Origin of the sequence: Halomonas sp. DP5N14-9, from assembly GCF_019802175.1 — a bacterium.
In the GTDB taxonomy this organism is placed as follows: domain Bacteria; phylum Pseudomonadota; class Gammaproteobacteria; order Pseudomonadales; family Halomonadaceae; genus Halomonas; species Halomonas litopenaei.
The window spans coordinates 180,337-205,354 of the sequence record NZ_JAHVHR010000009.1; the positions used below are offsets into that span (position 1 = coordinate 180,337).

The window sequence follows — 25,018 nt, forward strand, 5'->3', positions numbered from 1 at the left end:
CTGCTCTGCCTCGGAGGCCTCTGGGCGAGACGCCCGGGGTAGCCCGCGCTACCTTTTATGCGCCAAAGCCGAATTAACGATCGGGTCTTCCATGGCCCGATTTTTCGTTTATATTGTGCCGCCGGTCGAAAATTTTACTATATCTGGTAGGGTGCCCGAGCTTATCCGGAGCGCGCATCCGACCCTTTACGACCCCGTTTATTTGCCGGTAACTTCATCGGAGACAAGCTTTCATGACCACATCCGCCAAGGCCGCCGCCCTGTCGCAGGAGGTTCCCATGCAGGGCCCCTCGTATGACATCTGGGACGCCAAGTATCGCTTGAAGGACCGCCACGGCCAGCCCGTCGACGCCGACCTTCAGGCCACCTGGGACCGCGTGGCCAAGGCGCTGGCCGCCGTCGAGGGCGACGCCGCCGACAAGTGGCTGCCGAAGTTTCGCTGGGCGCTGGAAAACGGCGCCGTGCCGGCAGGCCGGATCACCTCCAATGCCGGGGCCGAGGGCTACAAGCCTGCGGTCAGCCTGATCAACTGCACGGTATCGCGGACCATCCGCGACTCCATGCACGACATCCTCGACAGCGTGGTGGACGCGGGCATGACCCTCAAGGCCGGCTGCGGCATCGGCTACGAGTTCTCCACCCTGCGCCACAAGGGCGCCTTCGTGTTCGGCGCCGGAGCCGGCACCAACGGCCCGCTGGCGTTCATGGATATCTACGACAAGATGTGCTTCACGGTGGCCTCCGCCGGCGGCCGTCGCGGCGCCCAGATGGGTACCTTCGACGTCGGTCATCCCGACGTGCGCGACTTTATCGAGGCCAAGCGTGAGGCCGGTCGCTTGCGCCAGTTCAACCTGAGCCTGCTGATCACCGACGAGTTCATGGAAGCGGTGAAGCAGGACGCCGACTGGCCGCTGGCCTTCCCGCTGCACGAGTGCGAGAAGGGCGACGTCGACGACAGCGAGCTGATCTACCGCGACTGGCCGGTGATCGAGGATGGCTACACCCAGGACGCCGAAGGTCGCGTGGCCTGCCGCGTGGTCGAGGTGATCAAGGCCCGCGAGCTGTGGGACACCATCATGCGTTCCACCTACGACTACGCCGAGCCCGGGTTCATCCTGATCGACCAGGTCAATCGCATGAACAACAACTGGTTCTGCGAAGAGATCCGCGCCACCAACCCCTGCGGTGAGCAGCCGCTGCCGCCGGAGGGCGCCTGCCTGCTGGGGTCGGTCAACCTGACCCGCTTCGTGATCGATCCGTTCGGCGACAAGCCGCGCTTCGACTGGGACAAGTACCGCGAAGTAGTGGCGATCTTCACCCGCATGCTCGACAACGTGGTCGAGATTAGCGGCCTGCCGCTGTCCGGCCAGCGTCGCGAGATCGAGGCCAAGCGCCGCCACGGCATGGGTTTCCTGGGCCTCGGCTCGACCATGACCATGCTCAAGATGCCCTATGGCTCGGCCGAGTCGCTGGGCTTCACCGAGGAGGTCAGCCGAGTGCTGGCCGTGGAGGGCTGGAAGCAGGCGCTGGAGCTGTCCCGCGAGAAGGGCATGGCCCCGATCCTCGAGCAGGAGTTCGAGCTGACGCCGAAGATGCTGCGCGAGCGCCCCGAGCTCGGCCGCGACGGCTACGAGGTCGGCGACAAGGTGCCCGGGCGCATCCTGCACGCCCGCTACAGCCGCTATATGCAGAAGATCGCAGAGGTCGAGCCGCAGCTGGTGGCGGAGCTGGCCGAGCACGGCGCGCGCTTCACCCACCACTCGTCGATCGCCCCCACCGGCACGATCAGCCTGTCGCTGGGCAACAACGCCTCCAATGGTATCGAGCCGTCGTTCTCCCATCGCTACTTCCGCAACGTGATCCAGGCCGGCAAGAAGACCAAGGAGCAGGTCGAGGTGGTGTCCTTCGAGCTTGCCGCTTACCGTCACTTCATGCACGCCGACGCGGTGGAAAGCGACCTGCCCGAGTACTTCATCACCGCCGACGCGGTGACCCCCAAGCAGCACGTGGCGGTGCAGGCCGCGGCCCAGGCCTGGGTCGACTCGGCGATCTCCAAGACCGTCAACGTGCCCACCGACTTTGCCTTCGAGGCGTTCAAGGACCTGTACCTGGACGCCTACCAGAGCCGCCTCAAGGGCTGCACCACCTTCCGCTTCAACCCGGAGGCCTTCCAGGGCGTGCTGGTGCGCGAGGATGACCTCAAGAACACCACCTATATCTTCGAGCTGGAGAACGGCGAGACCCTCGAGCTCAAGGGCGACGAGACGGTGATCTACGACGGCGAGGAACACAACGCCGCCAACCTCTACGACGGCTTGAAGGAGGGGACCTATGGCAAGTGGTAATCGGACCAGCGGCGAGCCGGTCGGCGAGCCGCAACATCATGCCTGGGTCGTGAGCGTGTCACGCCCGCATCATCTTTCTGGAGGAGCCCGCTGATGGCTGTCGAAATCAATTCCAAGATCGTGGGCTACCGCGTCAAGAGCGAGGAGGCCGCCCCCGCGCCGGCCCCGCTGCCCGAGGAAAACCCGCTGACCATGCGCATCCCCTCGCGCCCCGAGGGAACGCTGGAGGCAGTATCCGAGAAGATCTCCTACGTCGGCGCCGAAGGCCGCAAGAAGGTCTACCTGCTGGTGTCCTTCATGCCGGTGGAAGGCGTGCTCAACGGCCAGCGGGTGATTATCGAGCGCCCGGTGGAGTTCTTCTTCCCCTCCGGCCAGCTGTCCAGCGAACACCAGTGGATCACCGCCACCATGCGCAGCCTGTCGCTGGCCGCCCGCGGCGGCTACGTCACCCAGGCGGTGGCGGATCTGCGCAAGGTGGCCTGGGACAAGGGCCTGGTGCGCTGCGGCATGAACCGCTGGAACAAGCCGATGTTCCACGACTCCGAGGTCGCCGCCATCGCCTGGTCGATCCAGCAGATCCTCTATCGTCGCGGCTTCCTCGACATCGACGGCAACCAGATTCCGGTGGAGGAGCTGGTCAGCCGCTACGCCCGGCGCCAGGCCTCCGGCCACGGCTGGTACCCCGCCGAGGTCGAGGACGAGACCCCGAGCGGCGCGGTCGAGCCGCTGGATGGCAAGCCTGCCGAGTCCGCCGCCGAAGGCGCCGGCCCCGCCGTGGTCGGCAACTGCCCCGAGTGTCGCGGCGAGCTGATCATGATGGACGGCTGCCCCACCTGCTACGCCGGCTGCGGCTGGTCGAAGTGTGGTTGAGAGCCTTGCTGGACGAACAAGAGGGCGCCAATGCGGCGCCCTTTTTTGTCGGTCACTATTGGCGCTGCTACTCGGCGGTACCCGATGAGCGGTTGCCACCACGATGTGTGGAAGCGTTGGTGCGCGGGCGGTGTTGATGCATATCACGAACACAGGCGCGGGGTATCGCTAGCATGACCCGGCGGCGTCGTGCCGCTTGACCAGGAACCCGTCATGTCGCTGTCGCCGCTTGGCTCGCTGTCGTTGCCTTCTCTTGCCCTTCCTGCCCTGCCCACCCTTCCTTCGTTGCCGTCGTCGTTGACGTCTGGCGCCTTGACTCGGGTGCCCCATCGTCTGCATCTGTCACTGATGCGCCGTCTCGGCCCGCTGCCCCTGCCGCTGTTGCGCACGAGTCTCGAGCCCTGGCTCAACCGCACCCTGGCCGAGCCACTGGCCGACGGTGAGTTCGACGTGCTTGAAGGGCGCCGGGTGTGTCTGTCCATCGATGATCTGGCGCTGGCGGTCACCCTGACCCTCACGCACGGTCGCCTGCAGGTCACCGACGCGCCCTGGGAGGCGAAGGTGGCGGGGGGCTGGCGCGAGTTCGCCTGCCTGGCCAGCCGCGAGGAAGACCCGGACAGCCTGTTCTTCCAGCGCCGGCTGTGCCTGGAGGGTGATACCGAACTGGGGCTGACGGTGAAGAACCTGCTGGATGGGCAGGAAATGGAACTGCTGCATCCCTACCTGCTCGAGGCGCTGGGCCAGCTGCAGCGCTGGCTGCCTCGCGAGGCCTAGGCGCCTGGTTACCGCCTGCTGGTTGTCGGGGTGAGCCATCTAGCGATGGAGGCCGGCGAACCGGCCTCCTGAGTGAGGTGGCGTGGGAGGGAAGGGGCTTTCAGTCTTCCAGCACCGGCGCCAGATCCATCCCTGCCTGGCCGTGCCAGTAGCCGTTGCACAGCTCGGCGTCCACCAGCGCCAGCGGCGAGGGCGCCGGATAGCGTCCCTGGCGGGCCAGATCGAAGTCCGCCACCACCTCATCCATCCCCTCTGAACGCGGACTTAGCCGGGCCGTGGTGACGCCCATCGCGGCCATCTCGGCAAGCTCGTGGCGCAGGTCCTGACAGGCCCCGGACAGGGTCTGGATACCATTCAGGGTGAACAGTCGGCGGCTGTCGTCCTGGGTGGTCAGCGACAGCCCTTCCGGATAGTCTTGGCAGACGAACTGGCAGCGATCCTTGGGGTGCTGGTGGTGGCGCGCGGTAAAGCAGCGCGACGACCAGGCCAGCGGCAGGTGGCCGTAGGCCAGTACCTCGCAGTCCAGCGCCAGCCCCGCCTCGCGGGCGTCAGACAGCAGCCGGGCCAGGTCGGCGCCAGGCAACTCCACCGGGGCGACGAAGCGGAACATGCCGGCGCGCTTGAGGATTTCCAGGGTCGGCACATTGTAGAGGTTGAGCGCCGGGCCGCCGACGAAGGGCAGGCCCGCCTCGGACAGCCGGTGCACCGCGCTCATGTCGTTGGCCTCGACCAGGAAGTCGCCGTTGTCGCACAGCTTGGTCAGGTCGCGCAGGTCGGCGTTGGACTCGATCAGGGTCTGCGAACCGAGGATCACCTGCTTGCCGGCGGCGGCCAGCTGATGGCCGATCTCCAGCCAGTCGGCGAGCTTCATGTCGCGCCGCCGAGAGCACACGGTCTCGCCCAGGGTGACGCTGGCCAGCGGCCAGTGGCAGGCCTGTTCATAGAAGGCGAAGTAGCGCTCGCGGGTCCAGTAGAAGGACACCGGGCCAAGGCTCAATTCCAGTGAAGCAGCGGTCATCTCGCCTCCTGTCATTTCCAGTCGCGCTCGTAGGCGCCGAGGGTGTGGGTGGAGCCTTCGGCCAGCGGCGCCAGGGCGGCGCTCCAGTCGGCCTGGGGGCGGTAGTCGTCGCCGGCCCGGTCCAGATGATCCAGCGCCTGGCGCCACACTCGGGTGACGCTGGCCACATAGGCCGGACTGCGCTGGCGACCCTCGATCTTGATCGCCTTGATGCCCAGCGCCGCCAGCTGGGGCAGCAGATCCAGGGTGTTGAGGCTGGTCGGCGCCTCGATGGCGTGGCCGATATCACCCTCGACGTCGAAGCGTCCCTTGCACAGGGTCGGGTAGCCGGCCTGTTCGTCGGCGCGGTAGCGGTCGATCAAGACGCCGTTCAGGCGCGACTCGCGTCCGCTGGCGGTCTCCTCCCAGCGCACGTGGGCCGCCGGCGAACACACGCCGTGGGTGTTGGGCGACTCGCCGGTCAGGTAGGACGACAGATAGCAGCGGCCCTCGGCCATGATGCACAGGCTGCCGAAGGCGAACACCTCGAGCTCCACCGGGCTGTGGCGCGCCAGGTCGCGTACCTGGTGGATCGACAGTACCCTGGGCAGCACCGCACGGCGGATGCCGAACTCGCGGTGGTAGAAGGCTAGCGCCTCGTGGCTGGTGGCGGAGCCCTGCACCGACAGGTGGCGGGGGATGTCCGGGTGGCGCTCGGCGGCGTAGGCCAAAAGGCCCGGGTCGGCCAGGATCAGGGCGTCGACCTGAAGCGAAGCCGCCTGGTCCACCGCCGCGCGCCACTGGGCCAGGCTCGACTGCTGCGGGTAGGTATTGATCGCGCAGAACACCCGACAGCCCCGGGCGTGGGCGTAGTCGATACCTTCCCGGGCGCGCTTGTCGGTGAAGTTCAGCCCGGCGAACTGGCGGGCATTGGTGGCGTTCTGAAAGCCGAAGTAGACCGCGTTGGCGCCCTCGTCCACGGCGCGCTTCAAAGCGGGCAGGCTACCCGCGGGACAGACCAGTTCCATGTCGATCTCCGAGCGAAGAGAGGCGCCATGCTAGCCCCGCGCGGACACCGCCGGCTTGATGCGTATCAGTGTCCGCCAATGAAGTCGGGGATGGAGCGAATGGATGACGCGCTGCACCGGGGCCGGGTGTGGATAACCTGGCGATGGCGGGGGGCCGACTTGCGGGCCAGGCGTGCAGATAAAGGTGGGGATGAACTTGTGAGTCGTTCTGTGGATAACCCTGTGTGGCACCTTGTGAAAAGCGGTGGGCAGGCGGTGCAGGGGCTGTGGACTGTGGTGTATAAGTCGCGTGTCAGTGGTGGATCAGCGGCTCGCTCGCTGTCGTAAACGAAAACGGGCCCCGCAGGGCCCGTGGTCTTCATGCCGGTGCCTACTGACCGCCGGAGGGGAAGTGGAACTCCGCCTGGGTGGTCTCGAAGGGCGAGGGCCAGCGCTGTGACACCGCCTTGCGGCGGGTGTAGAAGCGCACAGCGTCAGGGCCGTAGGCGTGCAGGTCGCCGAACAGCGAACGCTTCCAGCCGCCGAAGCTGTGGCTGGCCACCGGCACCGGCAGCGGCACGTTGATACCCACCATGCCGACCTCGATGGCGTCGGTGAAGCGACGCGCCGCCTCGCCGTCACGGGTGAACAGACAGGTGCCGTTGCCGTACTCGTGGGCGTTGGTCAGGGCGATGGCCTCATCGAGGCTGTCGACACGCACCACGCACAGCACCGGGCCGAAGATCTCCTCGCGGTAGATGGTCATCTCCGGGGTGACCCGGTCGAACAGGCAGCCGCCGACGAAGAAGCCGTTCTCGTGGCCCGGGACCACCAGGTCGCGGCCGTCGGCCACCAGGGTGGCACCTTCCTGCACGCCCTTCTCGATATAGCCGAGCACCTTGTCGCGATGCTGGGCGGTGACCAGGGCGCCCATGTCCAGGCCCTTGTCGGTGCCGGGGCCGATCTTCAGCGCGGCGATCTTGGGACCCATGGCCTCGATCAGGCGGTCGGCGGTGTCATCGCCGACGCACACCGCCACCGAGATCGCCATGCAGCGCTCGCCGGCGCTGCCGAAGGCGGCCCCCATCAGGGTGTTGGCAGCGTTGTCGATATCGGCGTCGGCCAGCACCACGGCGTGGTTCTTGGCACCACCGAGGGCCTGCACCCGCTTGCCGCTCTCGGCACCACGCCGGTAGATGGTCTCGGCGATGGGGGTCGAGCCGACGAAGGACACGGCCTTGATCTCGGGGGCGTCGAGCAGCGCCTCGACGGTCTCGCGGCCGCCCTGGACCACGTTCATGATGCCCTGGGGCAGGCCGGCTTCCTCGAGCAGGCGGGCGACCGCCAGGGCGGCGGACGGGTCCTTCTCGGAGGGCTTGAGCACGAAGGCGTTGCCGCAGGCGATGGCCATCGGGTACATCCACAGCGGCACCATCGCCGGGAAGTTGAACGGGGTGATGCCGGCCACCACGCCCAGCGGCTGGAAGTTGGAGAAGGCGTCGATGGACGGCCCCACATTGTGGGAGTACTCGCCCTTGAGCAGCTCCGGCACGCCACAGGCGTACTCGACGTTCTCGATGCCGCGCTTGAGCTCGCCCATGGCGTCCTCGAGGGTCTTGCCGTGCTCCTCGCTGATCAGCTGCACCAGGCGATCGGCGTCACGCTCCAGCAGCGCCTTGAAGCGGTACATCACCTGGGCGCGCTTGGCCGGCGGGGTGTCGCGCCAGGCCGGGAAGGCCGCCTGGGCGGCGTCGATGGCGGCCTTGACGGTGTCGGCGTCGCCGTCGGCGACCTGGCGAATGGTCTCGCCGGTGGCCGGGTTGGTGACCGGCAGGTGGCGGCCGGCCTCGAGATCCTGACCATTGATCCAGTGATTGACGTTGTCCATCGAGGGTCCTCAAGTGTCGAAAGGGCGGACGGGCAGGGCCCGTCCGCGCTGTGGATAATGCTGTGAACAGTGGGTGTAAAGGTTGTCCACAGGCTGTCGGTTTCAGGTGGATAAGCCGGGCGCTCGGTGCCGGCAAGCGGGCGCAGTCGAGCGGCCCCAGTCAAGCGGCCTCAGTCGAGCCGGTCGAGGGTCTCGGCGACGGCGTCGAACAGGCGCTCGAGCTCGGCCTCGGTGGTGGCGAAGGGAGGGCCGAACTGCAGGGTGTCGCCGCCGAAGCGCACATAGAAGCCGGCCTCCCACAGCGCCAGGTGGGCGTCGCGCGGGCGGATGGCCGGATCGCCGTCGCGCGGGGCCAGCTGGATCGCCCCGGCCAGGCCGAAGTTGCGGATGTCGACCACATGGGGGCGGCCCTTCAAGGCGTGCAGGCGATCCTCGAAGGCCGGGGCGATGGCCCTGACCTGGGCCGGGAAGTCCTCGCGCTCGAGCAGGTCCAGCGCGGCCAGGGCGGCGGCGCAGGCCACCGGATGGCCGCTGTAGGTGTAACCGTGGGGGAATTCGATGGCGTGTCCCGGGCCGCCGGCGTGCATGAAGGTGTCATGGATCTCGCCAGAGGCGATCACCGCACCCATCGGCACGCAGCCGTTGGTGATCTGCTTGGCCACCGTCATCAGATCAGGGGTGACACCGAAGGCCTCGGCGCCGGTGCGCGCGCCGCTGCGACCGAAGGCGGTGATTACCTCGTCGAAGATCAACAGGATGTCGTGGGCCGAGCAGATCTCGCGCAGCCGCTCGAGGTAGCCCTTGGGCGGCACGATGACCCCGGCTGAGCCGGACATCGGCTCGACGATCACCGCGGCGATGTTGGAGGCGTCGTGCAGGGCGATCTGCTCGAGCAGCGCATCGGCGAGTTCGGCCCCGGTCTCGGCCTGGCCCCGGGTGAAGGCCTGGTTCGGCTGCAGGGTGTGGGGCAGGTGGCTCGAGTCCAGCAACTGGCCGAAGTGCTTGCGGTTGCCGCCGATGCCGCCAAGGCTGGTGCCGCCGATGTTGACCCCGTGGTAGCCCTTGGCGCGGCCGATCATGCGGGTCTTTTCCGGGCGGCCCTTGAGCCGCCAGTAGGCCTTGGCCATCTTCAGCGCGGTATCGGCGGACTCGGAGCCGGAATCGGTGAAGAACACATGGTCGAGCCCGGCCGGAGTCAGGCTCGCGACCTTCTCGGCCAGCTTGAAGGCCAGCGGATGGGACACCTGAAAGCTCGGCGCGAAGTCGAGACTGCCTAGCTGGTGGGCCACCGCCTCGCGGATCTCTTCACGGTTGTGGCCGGCGCCGCTGGTCCACAGACCCGACAGCGAATCGAACACCCGGCGGCCGCGGTCGTCGATGAAGTAGCGGCCCTCGGCGCCCTGGATCATCCGCGGGTGCTGGTGGAAGTCCTGGTGGGCGGTGAACGGCATCCAGTAGTGATGGTTGAGCCCGGCCCCCGCAGGTCGCTCGGCGTGGGCGTCGGGATGGGTATCGAGGGTGTCGAAGGTCAGCATGGCGAGTCTCCAGTCAGGGGCCGCAGGCGGGCATGGACTCAGCATGGACAGGGCTTCAGGTTTGTAAAATCACTCTTTGTTGTCGTTCACGTGAGTAAAGATAAACGTTTAGTGTCGTCGATTTCTTTTCTTGACCAATTCACGCAACGGGTCTAATCCTTATATTTATTCGAATAAATGACCGAGGCGATCCGTGCCGACTTCCTTTCCCCAGCGCCGACAGAAGCTCGCGGACCTGATCTGCGAGGACATCAAGCAGAAGATCGTGATGGAGAACCTGTCGCCGGGTGACCGCCTGCCCAACGAGAAGGCCCTGATGGAGCGCTATGAATGCGCCAAGGGCACCATTCGCGAGGCGCTGCGGGTGCTCGAGGTGGAAGGCCTGGTCGCGCTCAAGACCGGCCCCGGTGGCGGCGCCATCATCCGCGAGGTGACCGTCGATCCGGCCTGCCGCGCGCTGCGCAACTTTCTGCACTTCCAGCACGTGGACGGTAGCCAGGTCTATCAGCTGCGGCGGATGGTGGAGGTCGAGGTGGCGGTCTCGGCCATGGACCGGCTCGATGCGGCGGGGCTGACCCGGCTGCGGGACAACATCGATCAGTGCCAGCGGCCCCATGAGGACGAACTCAGCCAGCGCCAGCACCGCATGCTGGAGCTCGAGTTTCACAACATCCTGGCCGAGTACTGCCCCAATCCGCTGCTGCGCTTCATGAGCACCTTCCTCAACGACCTGCTGCGCGACCTGGTCGTCATCAAGAAGGCCTACAAGCCGGAGCGCCACGCCTTCGATGAATCGAACATCCGCTATCACATCGCCCTGCTGGAGGCCTTCGAGGCCAGCGACCGCGAGGCGGTGCGCCGCCTGATGTACGAGCACATGTGTGACGCCGAGCACCATATGTCGGCCCTGGAGGGCGAGATGGCCAAGCAGTTCCTGGTCTCACCTGACGCCCTCGGCGAGGCGGGCGGCTAGCCTCCTGGCCCCCGACCTGCGGCAAACCAACCAACAATGACAACAACTGCCACCCCACGCCAGCGACCCCTCATCCACTCCGATGACGTCGAAAAAAGAGGAACAACAATGACTGTGCGCAAGACCTCCCTGATGCTTTCCGCCCTGGCCCTTGGCCTGGCGACCCAGCCGCTGCTGGCCCAGGATCAACAGCCGCTCACCTTCTATGGGGTGAAGTCCCTGTCCGGTGCCTTCGCCAGCTACGGCAAGTACGCCGAGATGGGCTCCCGGCTGGTGGTGGAAGAGGCCCGAGAAACCCTCGGCCGCGATATCGAGTACGTCAGCCTGGACACCGAGGGCAACGCCGGCCGCGCCATCCGCAAGGTGCAGGAAGCGATCAACCAGGACGGCGGGCGACTGTTCAACGGTGCCACCCTGTCATCCACGGCGCTGGCGGTGGGCAAGGAAGTCGCCGGCGTCGAGGGCGTGTTCATGACCCCCGCCGGCGCCGACGAGCTGACCGGCAGCGAGTGTAATGCCTCCACCTTCCGCTGGTCGGTGCCGACCTACGGGGCCATCCGCGAGACCCTGGTGCCGCTGATCGAGGCGCTACCCGAGGCCAAGCGCTTCTACACCATCACCCCCGAGTACGTGTTCGGCGAGGCGCTGCTGGACAACGCCAAGGCGGTGTTCGAGGAGTTCGGCGTCGAGCACGTCGGCAACAGCTATCACTCGCTGCAGGAGCAGGAGTTTTCCGGCTACCTGACCAACGCCATGTCGGCGGCGCCGGACGTGCTGGTGCTGTTGAACTTCGGCTCCCAGTCCTCCAACGCCCTGCGCCAGGCGCGCAACTTCGGCCTCAACGAGCAGATGGACATCCTGATGGTGTGGTCGGCGGGCCTCGACCAGTTCGAGGAACTTGGCGCAGCCAACGTCGACGGCATCTACTTCGGCGCCCAGTATTGGCACGAGGTCGACACCCCCTTCAACCAGCAGCTGGTGGCCTCGGTGCGCGAGGCCTACGACATCACTCCGACCTATCCCCTGGCTGCCGACTACACCATGACACGCGTGATGCTTGAAGTGGCCGACGCCAGCGGGGCCAGCGAAGGTCCGACGCTGATCGAGGCGCTGGAAGGCTACACCTACCAGGGCCCCACCGGTGAGGAGACCATCCGCGCCTCCGACCATCAGGTGATCAAGGACTACTACCTGCTCAAGGGCAAGGCCGAGGGCGAAATGGAAGACCCCGACGACTACGCCGACGTGATCAGCGCCGGGCGCTCCTTCGTCACCCCTGAGGACTCGCCCTGCCAGCTGTAAGGCTGTCAGCTTGCCAATCTGCCGGGGACGGCGTCCCCGGCACGACAGGAGTCGGGACCATGCTTAACGTCTATCTGTTCCAGATCCTCAACGGTCTGGGGCTCGGGATGATCTATTTCCTGATTTCGGTGGGATTGACGCTGATCTTCGGACTGTTGAACTTCGTCAACTTCGCCCACGGGGCCTTTTTCCTGGTGGGCTCCTACCTCTGCTACACCCTGGTCAGCCTGACCGGCAACTTCTGGCTGGCGCTGATCGCAGGCCCCTTGCTGGTGGCGCTGCTGGCCTGGGCGCTGGAGCGCAGCCTGATCCAGCGCATCTACCACCTGCCGCATACCTTCCAGATTCTGGTCACCCTGGGCATCGCGCTGATCATCCAGGAGCTGTCGATCATGATCTGGGGCCCGGTGGGCAAGAGCATCCCCACCCCGGAGGCACTGCAGGGCGTGGTACGCATCGGCAACTTCGCCTACCCCTACTACCGGCTGTTTCTGATCGGCTTCAGCGCCCTGGTGGCGGTGGTGCTGTGGCTGCTGCTCGAACGCACCCGCTTCGGCGCGCTGGTGCGCGCCGGCAGCGAGTCCACCGAGATGGTATCGCTTCTGGGTTCCAACATCTTTCGCCTGTTCTCCATCACCTTCGCCCTCGGGGTGGGCCTGGCGGGGCTTGCCGGGGTGCTGTCGGCGCCGCTGCGGGGGGCGCACCCCTTCATCGGGCCGGAGGTGCTGGGCCTGGCCTTCGTGGTGGTGGTGATCGGTGGTATGGGGTCCTTCACCGGCGCCCTGGTGGCGGGGCTGATCGTCGGCGTAGTGCAGAGCCTGATGACCTCGCTGTGGCCCCAGGGCGCCAGCCTGATGATCTACGCCGCCATGGCGGTGGTGATCCTGTTGCGTCCCCACGGACTGTTCGGGAGAGCATGAGATGATGACCAAGACACTCGATACCGCCGCTGCCAACCCGGGCCGGCGCCGCTTCAAGGGGCGTCTCGGCGCCGGCACCACCCTGGCGATGCTGGCGGTGATGGTGCTGCTGCCGCTGGTGCTGCCCTCCGCCACCCTGGCCACCGAGATCCTGATCTTTGCCATGGCCGCACTGGCCTGCAATCTGCTGCTCGGCTTCACCGGACTTCTGTCCTTCGGCCAGGCGATCTTCTTCGGCGCAGGTGCCTACATCAGCGCGCTGGCGATGATCCACCTTGACGCAGGACTGATCGGTGCGCTGCTGATCGCCGTGGTGGCGGGCTGTGTGCTGGCACTCGGCGTGGGCATGCTGTGCATCCGGCGCAAGGGCATCTACTTCGTGATGCTGACCCTGGCGCTGACCCAGATGGCCTACTTCCTGGCCTACACCCTGAGCGACTGGACCGGTGGCGACAATGGCCTGCTCGACGTGCCGCGCCCGCCGCTGGCGGTGGGCGAGACGACCCTGATCAGCTTCGCCTCGCCGCTGGCCTTCTATGCCCTGGTGGCCACGCTGTTCGCGCTGATCTACGTGGTGGCCCGGCGCATCACCGACTCGCCGTTCGGCAGCACCCTGCTGGCGATCCGCGAAAACGAGCAGCGCGCCTCGGCGCTGGGCTACGACACCCGTCTGTTCAAGATCATGGTGTTCGTGCTGTCCGGCGGCATCACCGCCCTGGCCGGGGCGCTCTACGGCATGCTGCTGAACTTTGTGCCGCTGTCGAATATCGAGCTGTTGATGTCCGAGCAGATCCTGATCATGACCATCATCGGCGGGACCGGCTCGCTGTTCGGTTCGCTGCTGGGCGCCGGCGCCATCGTGCTGCTGGGCGACCTGCTGTCGTCGATCTGGCCGCGCTGGATGCTGCTGCTGGGCGTGGCGCTGATCGCGGTGGTGATCTTCATGCGCGGCGGTCTGTGGGGCGGGCTGTCGAGCCTGCTGGAGCGACGCCGTGGCAACCACGCCGAGCCGCACAAGGAGGCCAGCCATGACTGACGTACTGTTGGAAACCCGCGACCTGGCCCTGGCCTACGGTGCCTTTCGGGCGGTGGATGGGGTCAGCCTGCGCATCGCCCGCGGCAGCATCCATACCGTGATCGGACCCAACGGCGCCGGCAAGACCAGCCTGTTCCATTGCCTCACCGGTGAGCGTCGGCCCACCGCCGGGCGCATCCTGCTCGATGGCCGCGAGATCACCAGGGAGCCGCCCCACGGCCGGGTCGGCCTGGGCATGTCGCGCTCCTTCCAGGTCACCAGCCTGTTCCAGGAGCTCAGCGTCCACGAAAACCTGCGCCTGGCCGCCCAGGGCATCGACGGCTGGCGCGCGCTCAACTTCTGGCAACGCCTGAACAAGCGCCGCGAGCACCTGGCTCGGGCCGACGAGATCCTCGAGCGCATCGGTCTTGCCGAGCGCGCCGGGGTGGCGGCAGGGGAGCTGTCCCACGGCCAGCAGCGCATCCTCGAGGTGGGCATGGCGATCTGCCCGCGGCCCAAGCTGCTGCTGCTGGACGAGCCCACCTCGGGCATGGGCATCGACGATATCCCCAGCATGACCTCGCTGATCGGCGAGCTGGGCAAGGACCACAGCATCCTGCTGATCGAGCACAACATGAGCATCGTGATGTCGATCAGCGACACCATCACCGTGATGAACCGCGGGCAGGTACTGGTCGAGGGCGACCCCGAGACCGTGCGCAGCGATGCCCGCGTGCGTGACGCCTATCTGGGGGAGGCCGCCTGATGCTCGAGATCAAGGATATCCACAGCTACTACGGCAAGAGCCATGTGCTCGAAGGCGTCTCTTTGACGGTGGGCGAGGGCGAGCTGGTGACCCTGCTGGGGCGCAACGGTGCCGGCAAGACCACCACCCTGAAGAGCATCATGGGGCTGGTCGACACCCCCGCCGGCAGCATCGAGCTCAACGGCCAGTCGCTGCTTGGCCAACCGCCGTTTCGCATCGCCCGCCAGGGCGTGGCGCTGGTGCCGGAGCACCGCGGCATCTTCAGCATCCTCAGCGTGGAGGAAAACCTGCAGATCGCGGTACGCGCCGGCAGTCGCTGGCAGATGGCCGACATCTATCGCTGGTTTCCGCGCCTCGAGGAGCGCCGCCGCAACCGCGGCAACGCCCTGTCCGGGGGCGAGCAGCAGATGCTGGCGATCGCCCGGGCGCTGCTCAACGATCCGCGGATCCTGCTGCTCGACGAGCCCACCGAGGGCCTGGCCCCGGTCATCGTCGACGAGATCGTCAAGATCTTGAAGGCGATCCGCGAGGAGGGCCTGTCGGTGCTGCTGGTCGAGCAGAACCTGCGGGTCTGCGAGGCGGTGGCCGACCGCCACTACATCCTCGAGCAGGGCCAGATCGTCTACACCGGCAGCGCCGACGACTTCCGTGACGATCCCGGCGTGCGTGATCGCTACCTGGCCCTGAGCGCCTGAGACCACTCTTTTGCAAGGACGATACCCATGACCGTTTCCGTGACCCCATTCGAGGCTGCCGGCGCCGTGCTCAAGAGCGACGGCGAGCGCCTGTGGCAATCCTTGATGACCCTGGCCGAGCTGGGCGCGACCCCCAAGGGGGGCGTCAATCGCCAGGCGCTGACCGAACTCGACCGTCAGGCCCGTGACCTGTTCATCGACTGGTGCCGGGCCGAGGGCTGCCAGATCCGCATCGACGCCATCGGCAACATCTTCGCCCGACGGGCGGGCAGCGAGCCCGGCATGCCGGCGGTGATGACCGGCAGTCATATCGACACTCAGCCCACCGGCGGCAAGTACGACGGTTGCTTCGGCGTGCTGGCCGGGCTCGAGGTCATCCGCACCCTCAACCAGCACGCCATCACCACCCGGGCTCCGGTCGAGGTGGTGGCCTGGACCAACGAGGAAGGCTGCCGTTTTCCGCCCTGCATGATGGGCTCCGGGGTGTTCACCGGCGAGCTTGGCCTCGATGAGATGCTGGCCCGTTGCGACGACCAAGGGGTCAGTGTCGGCGAGGCGCTGGACGCCATCGGCTATCGCGGCAGCGACCGTGTGGACCTCGACGAGGTGAAGGCCTACTTCGAGGCCCATATCGAGCAGGGGCCGCTGCTCGAGGATACCGCCACCACCCTGGGCGTGGTGATCGGCGCGCTGGGGCAGAAGTGGTTCGATGTCACCCTGACCGGCGTCGAGGCCCACGCAGGCCCCACTCCCATGCACCTGCGCAAGGACGCCCTGGTCGGCGCCGCCGAGATCACCCTGGCGGTCAACCGTATGGCCAACGAGGCGGCGCCCCACGGGCGCGGCACCGTCGGCGTACTGACGCCCCACCCGGGCTCGCGCAATGTGATTCCCGGCCAGGTGCGGATGACCGTCGACCTGCGCCATCTGGAATCGGACGCCCTCGAGGACATGGCCGCCCGGCTCGCCGAGGTGGTGGCCGAGGTCAGCCAGCGCCACGGTCTGCGGGCGGAACTCACGCCCACCGCGGACTTCCCGCCGGAGGCCTTCGACGAGACCTGCGTCAAGGCGGTGCGTGCCGGCGCCGAGGCCCATGGCCTGTCGCACATGGACATCGTCAGTGGTGCCGGTCACGACGCCATCTTCCTTGGCCGGGTGGCGCCCACCGCCATGATCTTCGTGCCCTGTGAAGGCGGCATCAGTCACAACGAGATCGAGTACGCCACGCCGGAGGACCTGCACGCCGGCTGCAACGTGCTGCTCCACGCGGTGCTGGACAGCGCCGGCGTCGCCGCTCGGGCCGAGGGAGGGCAGCGATGAGTCAGGCAACGCTCCCCCCCGAGCGTCAGGCCAGCGATGAGCCGGCCCTGGCCGAGCTGGGCGCCTGCCAGGCGCTCGAGGCCTTTCGTCAGCGGCGATTGACCCCGAGCCAGGTGATCGAGGACTGCCTTGCGCGGATCGCCCGGGACAACCCAAGGGTCAACGCCTTCGCCCATGTCGCCGGCGACGAGGCGCTGCGTGCCGCCGAGGCCTCCACCCGGCGCTGGCGCGAGGGCACGCCATGCGGCCCGCTGGATGGCATCCCGGTCACCATCAAGGATTTGACGCTGACCCGTGGCATGCCGACCCGCATGGGCTCGCGCACCAGCGACCCGGACGCCGCGATGGAGGTGGACGCCCCGGTCAGCGGCTTTCTGCGCCAGGCCGGAGCGATCATCGTCGGCAAGACCCTGTCGCCGGAGTTTGGCTGGAAGGGGGTGACCGACAATCCGCTCCACGGCATCGCCCGCAATCCCTGGAATCCTGCGCTGACCCCGGGGGGCTCCTCCGGGGGCGCCGGGGCGGCGGCGGCGCTCAACCTCGGCATGCTGCACCAGGGCAGCGACGCCGGCGGTTCCATCCGCATCCCCTGCAGCTTCACCGGCACCTTCGGTATCAAGCCGACCTTCGGCTGGGTGCCCCAGTGGCCGGCCAGCGCCATGAGCACCCTGTCGCATCTGGGACCGATGACCCGCAGTGTCGAGGACAGCGCCCTGATGATGAGCCTGCTGGCGCAGCCGGACGCTCGCGACGGCTACCTTGGCGGCCCCTGTCCCATCGACTGGCGCGCGCCGCCGCCGCAGGACCTGCGTGGCTGGCGCGTCGCGCTGAGCCTGGATCTGGGCTACGTTCAGGTGGCGCCGGATATCCGCGCCCGGGTGGAGCAGGCCGCCAGTGAACTCGAGGCGCTGGGGGCTCGGGTCGAGCGCCTCGACCCGGGCTTCGAGGATCCCATCGACACCTTCAATACGCTGTGGTTCTCCGGCGCCTCCCAGGCGCTTTCGAGGCTGTCGCCACAGCAGCAGGCGCTGCTGGACCCCGGCTTTCTCGAGATCGCCCGTCGCGGCGCCGATATTCCCCTGGCCGAGTACCTCGACGCCCGCCGCCGACGCGCCGAGCTGACCGCTTGCATGGCCGACTTTCATCGGCGCTTCGATCTGCTGGTGACCCCGACGATGCCGATCTCGCCCTTCGCGGCCGGTCATAACGTGCCGCCGGGCGGCCCCTACCGGGAATGGATGGACTGGACTCCCTTCACCTATCCGTTCAACTTGACCCAGCAGCCGGCGGCGTCGCTGCCCTGCGGGCTGGACGACCAGGGCCTGCCGGTGGGGCTGCATCTGGTGGGGCCGAAGTTCCGCGATGACAGGGTCATGCAGGCGGCCGCGCTGCTGCAGGCGCGCCTGCCTCGGCTGAACCCGCCGGGGCTCGGTTAAAGCGCTCCGTCCTTCAAGGCGGATACAGCGGACGATGCGGCGAGGGTGATAGAGAGTCGACCGCAAACGACAGCGGGGCCGATCGGCCCCCCTGTCGTTTTTCATGGTGCCCGATTCATGCCGCGCCGTCTTGTGGCGCCCAGTTGATGAAGCGCCTTCTTATGGCGCCCCGTTGATGAAGCGCCTTCTTGTGGCGCCCGGGGCCGCGCTTTTCTGATGGCGCCCGGGGCCGCGCCGACAGACGGATATCCCTCACTAAAGTCGCATTTCGCAGTCGTCATGCTCTGGCTATCTTGGGTACACGAATACTTTGTATGATGTAATACCTTAAGTGCAAAAGCCGAAGTAGTCGTCACAAGAGCAGCAACCACAAGAGCAGCAGTCCCCACAGGAACGGCCACACCGCGTTGCGTCGGCCGTCCCCGCAAGCCAACAACAAGCACTGCCCTGACGGTGGCAAGGAGTGGAAGAGATGCGCAAGTCGATGAGCATGACCCTGGGTGGCCTGGCGCTGGTCGCCAGTGCCTCGGTCGCGGCGGACTATCCGGAGCGCGACGTTCGCATGATCGTGCCCTGGGGCGCCGGCGGCGGTACCGACGGTATCGTGCGCAAGATCTCCAACCTGGCCGAGGAGCCGCTGGGGGGTACCGTCTACGTCGAGAACATCGAAGGCGGCATGAGCGCCAACGGCCTGGTGCAGGCGCTGGGCGCGCGCCCCGATGGCTACACCCTGATCGCGCTGACCTACGACAGCGTCGTCACCATCCCGTGGCAGGGGATGCTGGCCGGCTACGATATCGACAAGCTGGATCTGATCGCGCGGATCACCAGCGAGCCGGATGCCGTCGTGGTGCCGGAGGATTCGCGCTTCGATAGCCTCGAGGCATTGATCGAGGCGGCCAAGGCCGCGCCCGGGGAGATCCGCGCCGGTATCCAGAACATGGGCTCGCGGACCCACCTGACGCTGCTGCAGTTGCAGGATCAGGCCGAGGTGGAGTTCAAGATCGTCTCCTATCCCGGTGGTGCGGCGCCCCAGAAGGAGGCCCTGCTCAACGGCGAGGTGGACCTGGCGCTGACCAGCCTCGGTGACTTCGAATCGCTGATCTCGGCGGGTGACGCCCGTGGCCTGGTGGAGTTCACCGACGTCCAGAGCGAGAGCTTCCCCGACGTGCCCCCGGCAACCGAGCTGGGCTACGACATCCAGATGGGCAGTTTCGTGATCCTGGCGGCGCCTGCCAATACGCCGGACGACGCCGTGACGGCCCTCGAGGCGGCCTATCAGCAGGCCTACGACAGCGAGGAATTCCAGACCTGGCTGGTCGACGTCGGTGTCACCCCCAACTGGCTGGGCACCGATGAGGTCGAGGATTGGGCCGAACAGACCCAGGGTGAGCTGTTCGCGCGCATGGACGAGCTGAAGGAAGCCGGCCTGATCGGCCAGTAAGCCCGCGCCGCCACCGCGGTGGCGGCTCTTTTCCGGAGGACTCCCGATGAAATCGCTCTCCCGCCTGGGGACCTGGCTGACGGGGCCGACAGGTGTCGTCATCTGCCTGTTGGCCCTGACCCTGATCTATCTGCTCGAGGCGTTCAAGATAGCCCCGCCCATCAAGAACGGGGCCCTGACCGCCTCCTTCTTCCCGGTAGCGCTCGCCGTGGTCATGCTGCTGGCGCTGGGTGGCGTGATCCTCGCCGATCGACGCGAGGCGGCCAGTGGCGAGGCAGGTGATGAGGCCGGCGCCGGGGAAAGCGACGAGGGCGGCGACAACCGTGGCGATGCAAAGGTGGCGGCGTGGCGGGGGCCGGTGGCGGTCACCCTGCTCACCGCCGTCTATATCGCCCTGTTTGCCCACCTTGGCTACTTCATCGCCACCTTCCTCTACGCCTTCAGCATGACGCTGGCCTTCGCCACCGGGCGGCCCTCGCCGCAGGCGCTGGCGTTCAAGGCGCTGGTGGCCGGCGTGATCACTCTGCTGGGATACGGGCTCTTCGAGCTGGTGTTCCAGGTTCGCCTGCCGACGCCCTGGATCTGACCCATGGACTATCTGATCGAACTCTCCAAGGGCCTTGCCGTGCTGATGCAGCCCGACATCCTGCCCTACCTGATCGGCGGCTACCTGATCGGCACCTTCTTTGGCGCCGTGCCGGGGCTCACCTCGATGCTGGCCATCGCCCTGCTGTTGCCGTTGACCTACAGCCTCGACATCACCGCGGCGCTGGTCGCCTGCGCCGCCATCTTCATGGCCGGCATGTGCAGTGGCAGCATCACCGCCACCACCATCAATATTCCCGGTGCCCCGGCCTCGATGATGACCGCCATCGAGGGCTACCCCATGCAGCAGCGGGGCGAGGGCGCCAAGGCGCTGGGCCACGCCGCCCTGGCGTCGATGATCGGCGGTGCCCTGGGTGCCATCATGCTGATGGTGATGGCGCCGCTGGCCACCGAGGCGGCGCTGCTGATTCGCACGCCGGGCAAGTTCTCGCTGATCGCCTTCGCCCTGATCGTGATCGTCATCTCCCAGCGTGGGGCCATCTCCAAGGGCCTGGTCGCCACCACCCTGGGGGTGATGGTGGCCACCGTCGGTATCGACGTGATGCAGCCGGTCACCCGCTTCACCTTCGGCACCGGCGTGCTGATGCAGGGCATCGACATCATGCCGCTGGTCATCGGCGCCTTCGCCGTCAGTGAGCTGCTGGTGCAGTCGCAGAACCGCGCCTCGCGCACCGTCGAGGTCGACGCCATCAAGGCCAGCGTCATTCGCCGCCGGGACTTTATTCCACCCTGGCACGAGGTGCGTGAAATCGGCGTCTATCGCTACGTCAAGACCGCCATCATCGGCTACAGCGTCGGCGTGCTGCCAGGCGCCGGAGGCTCCATGGCGGCCTTTGTCGCCTACGCCGAGTCCATGCGCAGCTCACGCCACCCGGAGAAGTACGGCAAGGGTTCGGTGGAAGGCATCGCGGCGGCGGAGGGCGCCAACAACGCCATGTGCAGCGGCGCCTTCGTGCCGATGCTGTCCTTCGGTATTCCCGGCGATCCCACCACCGCCATCGTGCTGGGCGTGCTGGTGATCAACGGCCTGCAGCCCGGGCCACAGTTCCTCGACAGCCAGCTTGCGCTGGTGGCACCGATGTTCATGGCGCTGCTGGTGGCGGCCCTGGTGATGGTGCCGCTGACGCTCTACGTGCTGGGGCCCTGGTTCGTGCGCATCGTCTCGATCCGCCGCGATGTGCTCTACGCCAGCATCGCGGTGATCGCGCTGGTCGGCTGCTACGTGGCCACCTACTCGATCTTCCAGATGGGACTGGCGCTGGTGTTCGGGGTCCTCGCCTTCCTGCTGCGGCGTCAGGGCTATCCGGTGGCCTGCCTGCTGCTCGGCTTCGTGCTCGGCCCGAGCCTGGAGGAATACTGCCGACGCTCGCTGTCGCTGTCCGACGGCAACCCGCTGATCTTCCTCACCAGTCCCGACAGCCTGTTCTTCCTGGCGCTGACCGGGGTGTTCTACTACTTCATGGTGGTGAGAAAGCCCGAGGCGCGACAGCACGCCTGATGTCCTGGCCAGTGAGCGACCGCCGCAAGACACGACAAGGCCGCGCCCTCGGGCGCGGCCTTGTCGTGGTGGGCTGAGTGGAACGCGACGGTCAGACGTGCTTGTCAGGCGACTCTACTGGTGTTGCTGAGCGGACGCGAGGGACCGAAGTTTTCATGACGGCGGCGCAGCGCAGACACGTCGAATAAGATAGCCAGCTGCGGCTCAGGCGACGCTCTTGCTATGGTCGAGCGGACGCGAGGGGCCGAAGTGCTCGTAGTGACGGCGCTGCTCGGGGATACCCAGTTCTGCCAGATGGCTGTCGATGGCGCTCATGAAGGGCGGCGGGCCGACGAAGTAGCACTGAGCGTCGCCGCCGGGCAGCAGGCGGGCCAGCAGCTCACGCTCGAGGCGGCCCTTGATGTCGCCGCCGTCGCCTTCCTCGTAGGCGCAGACCCGGGTCAGCAGTTGCGGATAGTCTCGGGCAAGGGCCTCGACCTCGCCACGGAAGGCGTGGTGGTCGATGTTCCGGGCAGCGTGGACGTAGCAGACCCGGCGTCCCTGGGCCAGGGCCTGGCGCGCCAGCGGCAGCATCGGTGTCTGGCCGACACCGCCGCTGATCAGCATCACCGGCGCGTCGCCATCGTCCAAGGTCAGCTCACCGGCGGGGGGCAGCAGTTCCAGGGTGTCGCCGACGCGCATCTGCTGATGCAGGAAGTTGCTGACCAGACCGCCCGGCTCCTGTTTCACCGAGATGCGATAGCTACGGCCGTTGGGGCTGCCGGACAGGCTGTAGTGGCGATGCACGATTGCCTCGTCCACCGCCAGACGCAAGCCGATGTACTGGCCGGGCTCAGCGTCGGCCACCGGCTGGCCGTCGACCGGCTCCAGGGTGAAGGAGCGAATCACCTCGCACTCGCGCTGGATCTGGGCGACACGAAACTCGCGCAGTCCACGCCAGCCGCCGGGGCGCTCGGCGAAGGCCTGGTAGCGCTCGGCTTCGGCGGCGATCAGCAGCGCGGCCAGGTCGTTGTACAGGGCCGTCCAGGCGTCGGCGATCTCCGGCGTCACCACCTCGCCCAGCACCTCTCCGATGGCGGCCATCAGGCATTCGCCGACGATGGGGTACTGCTCGGGCTGGATGCCCAGCGAGACGTGCTTGCTGATCACCGTCTGCATCGAGTCGATGACCTCCTGGGGCTGGCGGCGCAGGCCGACATAGGCCAGCACCCCTCGCGCCAGCGCCTTCGGCTGGCCACCGTCGGCCTGGTGGGCCTGGTTGAACACTGCCTTGACCTCCGGGTAGCGCTCGAACATCAGCGGATAGAAACGGGCGGTGATGGCGTCCAGATGTTCGGCGACCAGAGGGGCGGTGGCATCGATGATGGCGTCTTGGGCAGCGGTGGTCATGGCGTCTCCTGTCAGGGATATGGCGCAGCGCGCTCCCACTGTGGCAAAAAACCCTCACCGCGTCGGAGGCCTGGCTCGTTTGGGCCTACTTTTTCTCTACAGCTTGTGAACAGAGCATCGGTTGATATGCCTCGACACCTTCGGTGCTTCCACGGGGTCGGGGCGTATCGCTCGTCGCCTTTCTGTACCCTGTATGGAGCAAGCGATATGCCGCTTCGCTTGAGGTGCGCCAACTTGCCACAGTGCGGGTGATCCAGAGCGGGTAACGAGCGGGCAGTGTGGATCCACAGGGCGCTTGTCGAGAGCGCTGGTCACGCTACCCGGCTCCTTTTTTCTGGCCCGGTTCCCGGCCACGTTCCCGACCCGATTCTGTCCCGGTATTCGCCCAGGCCAGTGGTACCTCTTGTGAACGAGATCGAGGTTGCATGTCGATCTGACACTACAAGTGCTATCGTTTTGACACTGTTGATAGTCAAAAGGACATTCTAGGTGGTCAGCTTTCTACGACGCCTGCGTGCCCTGCTTCAGCGCCTGGGCGATGAGCAGGGCCCCGAGCTCGCCGAGGCCTGGCAGGGCGTGCTCGAATCACTGGTGGCCCCCACCGCGGCGGATGCCAGCGCGCTGCTGGTGGCGCAGGGCTCCGGCCTCAGGCCGGTGGCCACCATCGGCCTGCCCGAGGGCGTGGCCGGCAGGACCTTCGCCTTGAGCGAGCATCCTCGCCTCGCCGCCATCGCCGAGGCGCCGGGGGTCTGCCGCTTTGCCGCGGACTCGCCCCTTCCTGATCCCTACGACGGGCTGCTGGATGACGGTCTTAGCCCTGTCCATGACTGCCTGGGGGTGGCGTTGCGCGACGGTGATGAGCTGATCGGCATGGTCACCCTGGACGCCCTGACCCCGGGGGCGCTGGCCGAGCTGGATGACCAGGGCCTGCTGGCGGCGGCCGAGTTGCTGGGCACCTGCCTGCGGCTGTCCCGGCGCCTGGACGGCGCCCGCCTGCAGCTCGCCCTGCAGCGCGATGACCACGGCCAGTTGCCACGTCGGCTGACCGGCTGGCGCAGTGGCGCCATGCGCAAGCTGATGGCCTCGGTGGAACTGGTCGCCGCCACCGACATGAGCGTGCTGGTGCTGGGCGAGACCGGCGTCGGCAAGGAGCGCATCGCCCATGCCCTCCATCACGGCTCGCGACGTGCCGATGGGCCCCTGGTGGTGGTGAACTGCGCCGCGCTGCCGGCCTCGTTGATCGAGAGCGCCCTGTTCGGCCATCGGCGCGGCGCGTTCTCCGGGGCAACCAGCGACCATCGCGGGCACTTCCAGATGGCCGACGGCGGCACCCTGGTGCTGGACGAGGTGGGGGAGCTGCCGCTGGAGCTGCAGCCAAAGCTGCTGCGGGTACTGCAGGAAGGCGAGGTCCAGCCGCTGGGCAGCGATCGGCTCCAGCATGTCGACGTTCGGGTGGTCGCGGTGACCAACCGGGATCTTGCCCTGGAGGTCGCCCAGGGGCGCTTTCGCGAGGATCTCTATCACCGGCTCAGCGCCTTTCCGCTGGAGGTACCCCCGCTGCGCCAGCGTCCCGAGGACCTGGCGCTGCTGGTCGGACACTTCCTGGAGCAGAACCGGGTGCGTCTCGGCGTCGGCAACCTGCGCCTGAGCGAGGCCGCGCGGGTGTCGCTGGCGGCCTGGCACTGGCCCGGCAACGTACGTGAGCTGGAGTCGCTGCTGGCACGAGCCTCGCTGCTGGCATTGGCCTCGGTGGACGTGCTGGGGACACCCGATGCTCGCCGCCGTAGCGTACGCATCGAGGTCGAACACCTGGGGCTGGCGCCGGCGACAGCCCGGATCACTGGCGCGCCCGCAGCGCAAGGCGACACGTCTCGAAGCGCCGTGTCGCCGGCCGATCGGCCAGCGGGCGAGGCGCTGGATCGAGAGCCCTCGCTGCGGGAGGCTACCGAGGCCTTTCAGCGCGAGCGCATCCGGCAGGCCCTGGACACTGCAGGCAACTGGGCAGGGGCGGCTCGCCGGCTGGGGCTGGACCCCGGCAATCTGCATCGCCTGGCGCGGCGGCTGGGGCTAAAGGCCTGATTCTGGCCTGGTCATCGCCAAGGGCGTGCGAGGCTGTCGCGGGGTTGGGGCTGGGTTGGGGGATGCAGGGCTTGCCAGCGTGAGTCAGGTTTGCGGCATCGGCAGTGCCTTTGATGTGCATCATGGTGATGTTGTCCAAAGCGGGCCAGACTTCACAAG

Annotated in this window: 20 protein-coding genes; 15 read left to right on the forward strand and 5 right to left on the reverse strand. The window is 67.2% G+C overall.

Annotated features, from left to right (window positions below; all coding sequences use genetic code 11):
* Positions 1–233: 233 nt before the first annotated feature.
* The 3 genes from KUW00_RS07490 (at position 234) to KUW00_RS07500 (ending at position 3,989) form a co-directional block, all read left to right on the forward strand.
* Positions 234–2,345 (forward strand): adenosylcobalamin-dependent ribonucleoside-diphosphate reductase, encoded by a 2,112-nt coding sequence (locus KUW00_RS07490; protein WP_222568704.1) that lies wholly within the window; start codon positions 234–236, stop codon positions 2,343–2,345.
* Positions 2,346–2,438: 93 nt separating this feature from the next.
* Complete coding sequence (locus KUW00_RS07495; protein WP_108132105.1) at positions 2,439–3,215, forward strand: ribonucleoside-diphosphate reductase; 777 nt, start codon at positions 2,439–2,441, stop codon at positions 3,213–3,215.
* A 213-nt stretch (positions 3,216–3,428) separates the two neighbouring features.
* A complete protein-coding gene (locus KUW00_RS07500) occupies positions 3,429–3,989 on the forward strand; it encodes an SCP2 domain-containing protein (protein ID WP_261392031.1) in 561 nt (186 codons plus the stop codon).
* 100 nt (positions 3,990–4,089) lie between these two features.
* Here the strand turns inward: KUW00_RS07500 and KUW00_RS07505 are convergent, their stop codons facing one another.
* From KUW00_RS07505 to KUW00_RS07520, 4 genes are all read right to left on the reverse strand, one after another.
* Complete coding sequence (locus tag KUW00_RS07505) at positions 4,090–5,007, reverse strand: U32 family peptidase (RefSeq protein WP_222568705.1); 918 nt, start codon at positions 5,005–5,007, stop codon at positions 4,090–4,092.
* An 11-nt stretch (positions 5,008–5,018) separates the two neighbouring features.
* A complete protein-coding gene (locus KUW00_RS07510) occupies positions 5,019–6,014 on the reverse strand; it encodes a peptidase U32 family protein (protein WP_222568706.1) in 996 nt (331 codons plus the stop codon).
* A 370-nt stretch (positions 6,015–6,384) separates the two neighbouring features.
* Positions 6,385–7,881 (reverse strand): CoA-acylating methylmalonate-semialdehyde dehydrogenase, encoded by a 1,497-nt coding sequence (locus tag KUW00_RS07515; RefSeq protein WP_222568707.1) that lies wholly within the window; start codon positions 7,879–7,881, stop codon positions 6,385–6,387.
* A 170-nt stretch (positions 7,882–8,051) separates the two neighbouring features.
* Entirely contained in the window at positions 8,052–9,332 is a 1,281-nt protein-coding gene (locus KUW00_RS07520; protein ID WP_261392047.1) for an aminotransferase class III-fold pyridoxal phosphate-dependent enzyme, read from the reverse strand.
* A 277-nt stretch (positions 9,333–9,609) separates the two neighbouring features.
* Between KUW00_RS07520 and KUW00_RS07525 the strand changes: the two genes are divergently transcribed.
* The 11 genes from KUW00_RS07525 to KUW00_RS07575 all read left to right on the forward strand — a co-directional run bounded on the left by KUW00_RS07525 (position 9,610) and on the right by KUW00_RS07575 (position 21,391).
* The gene (locus KUW00_RS07525; protein ID WP_231498582.1) at positions 9,610–10,389 is read left to right on the forward strand and encodes a FadR/GntR family transcriptional regulator; all 780 of its coding nucleotides are present in this window, start codon (positions 9,610–9,612) and stop codon (positions 10,387–10,389) included.
* A gap of 108 nt (positions 10,390–10,497) precedes the next feature.
* Positions 10,498–11,691 carry an ABC transporter substrate-binding protein gene (locus tag KUW00_RS07530; RefSeq protein WP_261392032.1) on the forward strand — a complete coding sequence of 398 codons (1,194 nt, stop codon included), beginning with the start codon at positions 10,498–10,500 and terminating at the stop codon, positions 11,689–11,691.
* 59 nt (positions 11,692–11,750) lie between these two features.
* The gene (locus KUW00_RS07535) at positions 11,751–12,611 is read left to right on the forward strand and encodes a branched-chain amino acid ABC transporter permease (protein WP_108132112.1); all 861 of its coding nucleotides are present in this window, start codon (positions 11,751–11,753) and stop codon (positions 12,609–12,611) included.
* 1 nt (position 12,612) lies between these two features.
* Positions 12,613–13,647, forward strand: a complete 1,035-nt coding sequence (locus tag KUW00_RS07540) for a branched-chain amino acid ABC transporter permease (RefSeq protein ID WP_231498583.1) — start codon at positions 12,613–12,615, stop codon at positions 13,645–13,647.
* On the forward strand, positions 13,640–14,392 hold the full coding sequence (locus tag KUW00_RS07545; protein WP_108132113.1) for an ABC transporter ATP-binding protein: 753 nt from the start codon (positions 13,640–13,642) through the stop codon (positions 14,390–14,392). Before KUW00_RS07540 ends, KUW00_RS07545 begins: the two co-directional genes overlap by 8 nt.
* Positions 14,392–15,087: an ABC transporter ATP-binding protein gene (locus KUW00_RS07550; protein ID WP_108132114.1), complete on the forward strand. Its 696-nt coding sequence runs from the start codon at positions 14,392–14,394 to the stop codon at positions 15,085–15,087. Before KUW00_RS07545 ends, KUW00_RS07550 begins: the two co-directional genes overlap by 1 nt.
* 27 nt (positions 15,088–15,114) lie before the next feature.
* A complete protein-coding gene (locus KUW00_RS07555; RefSeq protein ID WP_222568709.1) occupies positions 15,115–16,407 on the forward strand; it encodes a Zn-dependent hydrolase in 1,293 nt (430 codons plus the stop codon).
* Positions 16,404–17,843: an amidase gene (locus KUW00_RS07560; RefSeq protein ID WP_222568710.1), complete on the forward strand. Its 1,440-nt coding sequence runs from the start codon at positions 16,404–16,406 to the stop codon at positions 17,841–17,843. The genes KUW00_RS07555 and KUW00_RS07560 overlap by 4 nt, the downstream gene beginning before the upstream one ends.
* Before the next feature lie 472 nt (positions 17,844–18,315).
* Positions 18,316–19,287, forward strand: coding sequence for a Bug family tripartite tricarboxylate transporter substrate binding protein (locus KUW00_RS07565; protein ID WP_222568711.1), 972 nt, complete (start codon positions 18,316–18,318; stop codon positions 19,285–19,287).
* A 46-nt stretch (positions 19,288–19,333) separates the two neighbouring features.
* The gene (locus KUW00_RS07570; protein WP_222568712.1) at positions 19,334–19,873 is read left to right on the forward strand and encodes a tripartite tricarboxylate transporter TctB family protein; all 540 of its coding nucleotides are present in this window, start codon (positions 19,334–19,336) and stop codon (positions 19,871–19,873) included.
* A gap of 3 nt (positions 19,874–19,876) precedes the next feature.
* Complete coding sequence (locus KUW00_RS07575) at positions 19,877–21,391, forward strand: tripartite tricarboxylate transporter permease (RefSeq protein ID WP_045993526.1); 1,515 nt, start codon at positions 19,877–19,879, stop codon at positions 21,389–21,391.
* Between the two features lie 204 nt (positions 21,392–21,595).
* On the opposite strand, the gene hmpA is transcribed toward KUW00_RS07575, so the two are convergent.
* Positions 21,596–22,780: an NO-inducible flavohemoprotein gene (gene hmpA / locus KUW00_RS07580; protein WP_222568713.1), complete on the reverse strand. Its 1,185-nt coding sequence runs from the start codon at positions 22,778–22,780 to the stop codon at positions 21,596–21,598.
* 489 nt (positions 22,781–23,269) lie between these two features.
* Here hmpA and norR point away from each other — a divergent pair, with 489 nt between their 5' ends.
* The gene (norR, locus tag KUW00_RS07585; protein ID WP_222568714.1) at positions 23,270–24,859 is read left to right on the forward strand and encodes a nitric oxide reductase transcriptional regulator NorR; all 1,590 of its coding nucleotides are present in this window, start codon (positions 23,270–23,272) and stop codon (positions 24,857–24,859) included.
* The last annotated feature ends 159 nt before the right edge of the window (positions 24,860–25,018 follow it).

Bases quoted from the DNA above. Each gene is read 5' to 3' on its own strand.
- KUW00_RS07515 (WP_222568707.1), bottom strand. From the start codon at position 7,881: ATGGACAACGTCAATCACTGGATCAATGGTCAGGATCTCGAGGCCGGC.
- KUW00_RS07570 (WP_222568712.1), top strand. From the start codon at position 19,334: ATGAAATCGCTCTCCCGCCTGGGGACCTGGCTGACGGGGCCGACAGGT.
- KUW00_RS07550 (WP_108132114.1), top strand. From the start codon at position 14,392: ATGCTCGAGATCAAGGATATCCACAGCTACTACGGCAAGAGCCATGTG.
- KUW00_RS07530 (WP_261392032.1), top strand. From the start codon at position 10,498: ATGACTGTGCGCAAGACCTCCCTGATGCTTTCCGCCCTGGCCCTTGGC.
- KUW00_RS07495 (WP_108132105.1), top strand. From the start codon at position 2,439: ATGGCTGTCGAAATCAATTCCAAGATCGTGGGCTACCGCGTCAAGAGC.
- KUW00_RS07575 (WP_045993526.1), top strand. From the start codon at position 19,877: ATGGACTATCTGATCGAACTCTCCAAGGGCCTTGCCGTGCTGATGCAG.
- KUW00_RS07555 (WP_222568709.1), top strand. From the start codon at position 15,115: ATGACCGTTTCCGTGACCCCATTCGAGGCTGCCGGCGCCGTGCTCAAG.
- KUW00_RS07520 (WP_261392047.1), bottom strand. From the start codon at position 9,332: ATGCCGTTCACCGCCCACCAGGACTTCCACCAGCACCCGCGGATGATC.
- KUW00_RS07565 (WP_222568711.1), top strand. From the start codon at position 18,316: ATGCGCAAGTCGATGAGCATGACCCTGGGTGGCCTGGCGCTGGTCGCC.
- KUW00_RS07490 (WP_222568704.1), top strand. From the start codon at position 234: ATGACCACATCCGCCAAGGCCGCCGCCCTGTCGCAGGAGGTTCCCATG.
- KUW00_RS07500 (WP_261392031.1), top strand. From the start codon at position 3,429: ATGTCGCTGTCGCCGCTTGGCTCGCTGTCGTTGCCTTCTCTTGCCCTT.
- KUW00_RS07505 (WP_222568705.1), bottom strand. From the start codon at position 5,007: ATGACCGCTGCTTCACTGGAATTGAGCCTTGGCCCGGTGTCCTTCTAC.
- KUW00_RS07540 (WP_231498583.1), top strand. From the start codon at position 12,613: ATGATGACCAAGACACTCGATACCGCCGCTGCCAACCCGGGCCGGCGC.
- KUW00_RS07510 (WP_222568706.1), bottom strand. From the start codon at position 6,014: ATGGAACTGGTCTGTCCCGCGGGTAGCCTGCCCGCTTTGAAGCGCGCC.
- KUW00_RS07560 (WP_222568710.1), top strand. From the start codon at position 16,404: ATGAGTCAGGCAACGCTCCCCCCCGAGCGTCAGGCCAGCGATGAGCCG.
- KUW00_RS07535 (WP_108132112.1), top strand. From the start codon at position 11,751: ATGCTTAACGTCTATCTGTTCCAGATCCTCAACGGTCTGGGGCTCGGG.
- hmpA (WP_222568713.1), bottom strand. From the start codon at position 22,780: ATGACCACCGCTGCCCAAGACGCCATCATCGATGCCACCGCCCCTCTG.
- KUW00_RS07545 (WP_108132113.1), top strand. From the start codon at position 13,640: ATGACTGACGTACTGTTGGAAACCCGCGACCTGGCCCTGGCCTACGGT.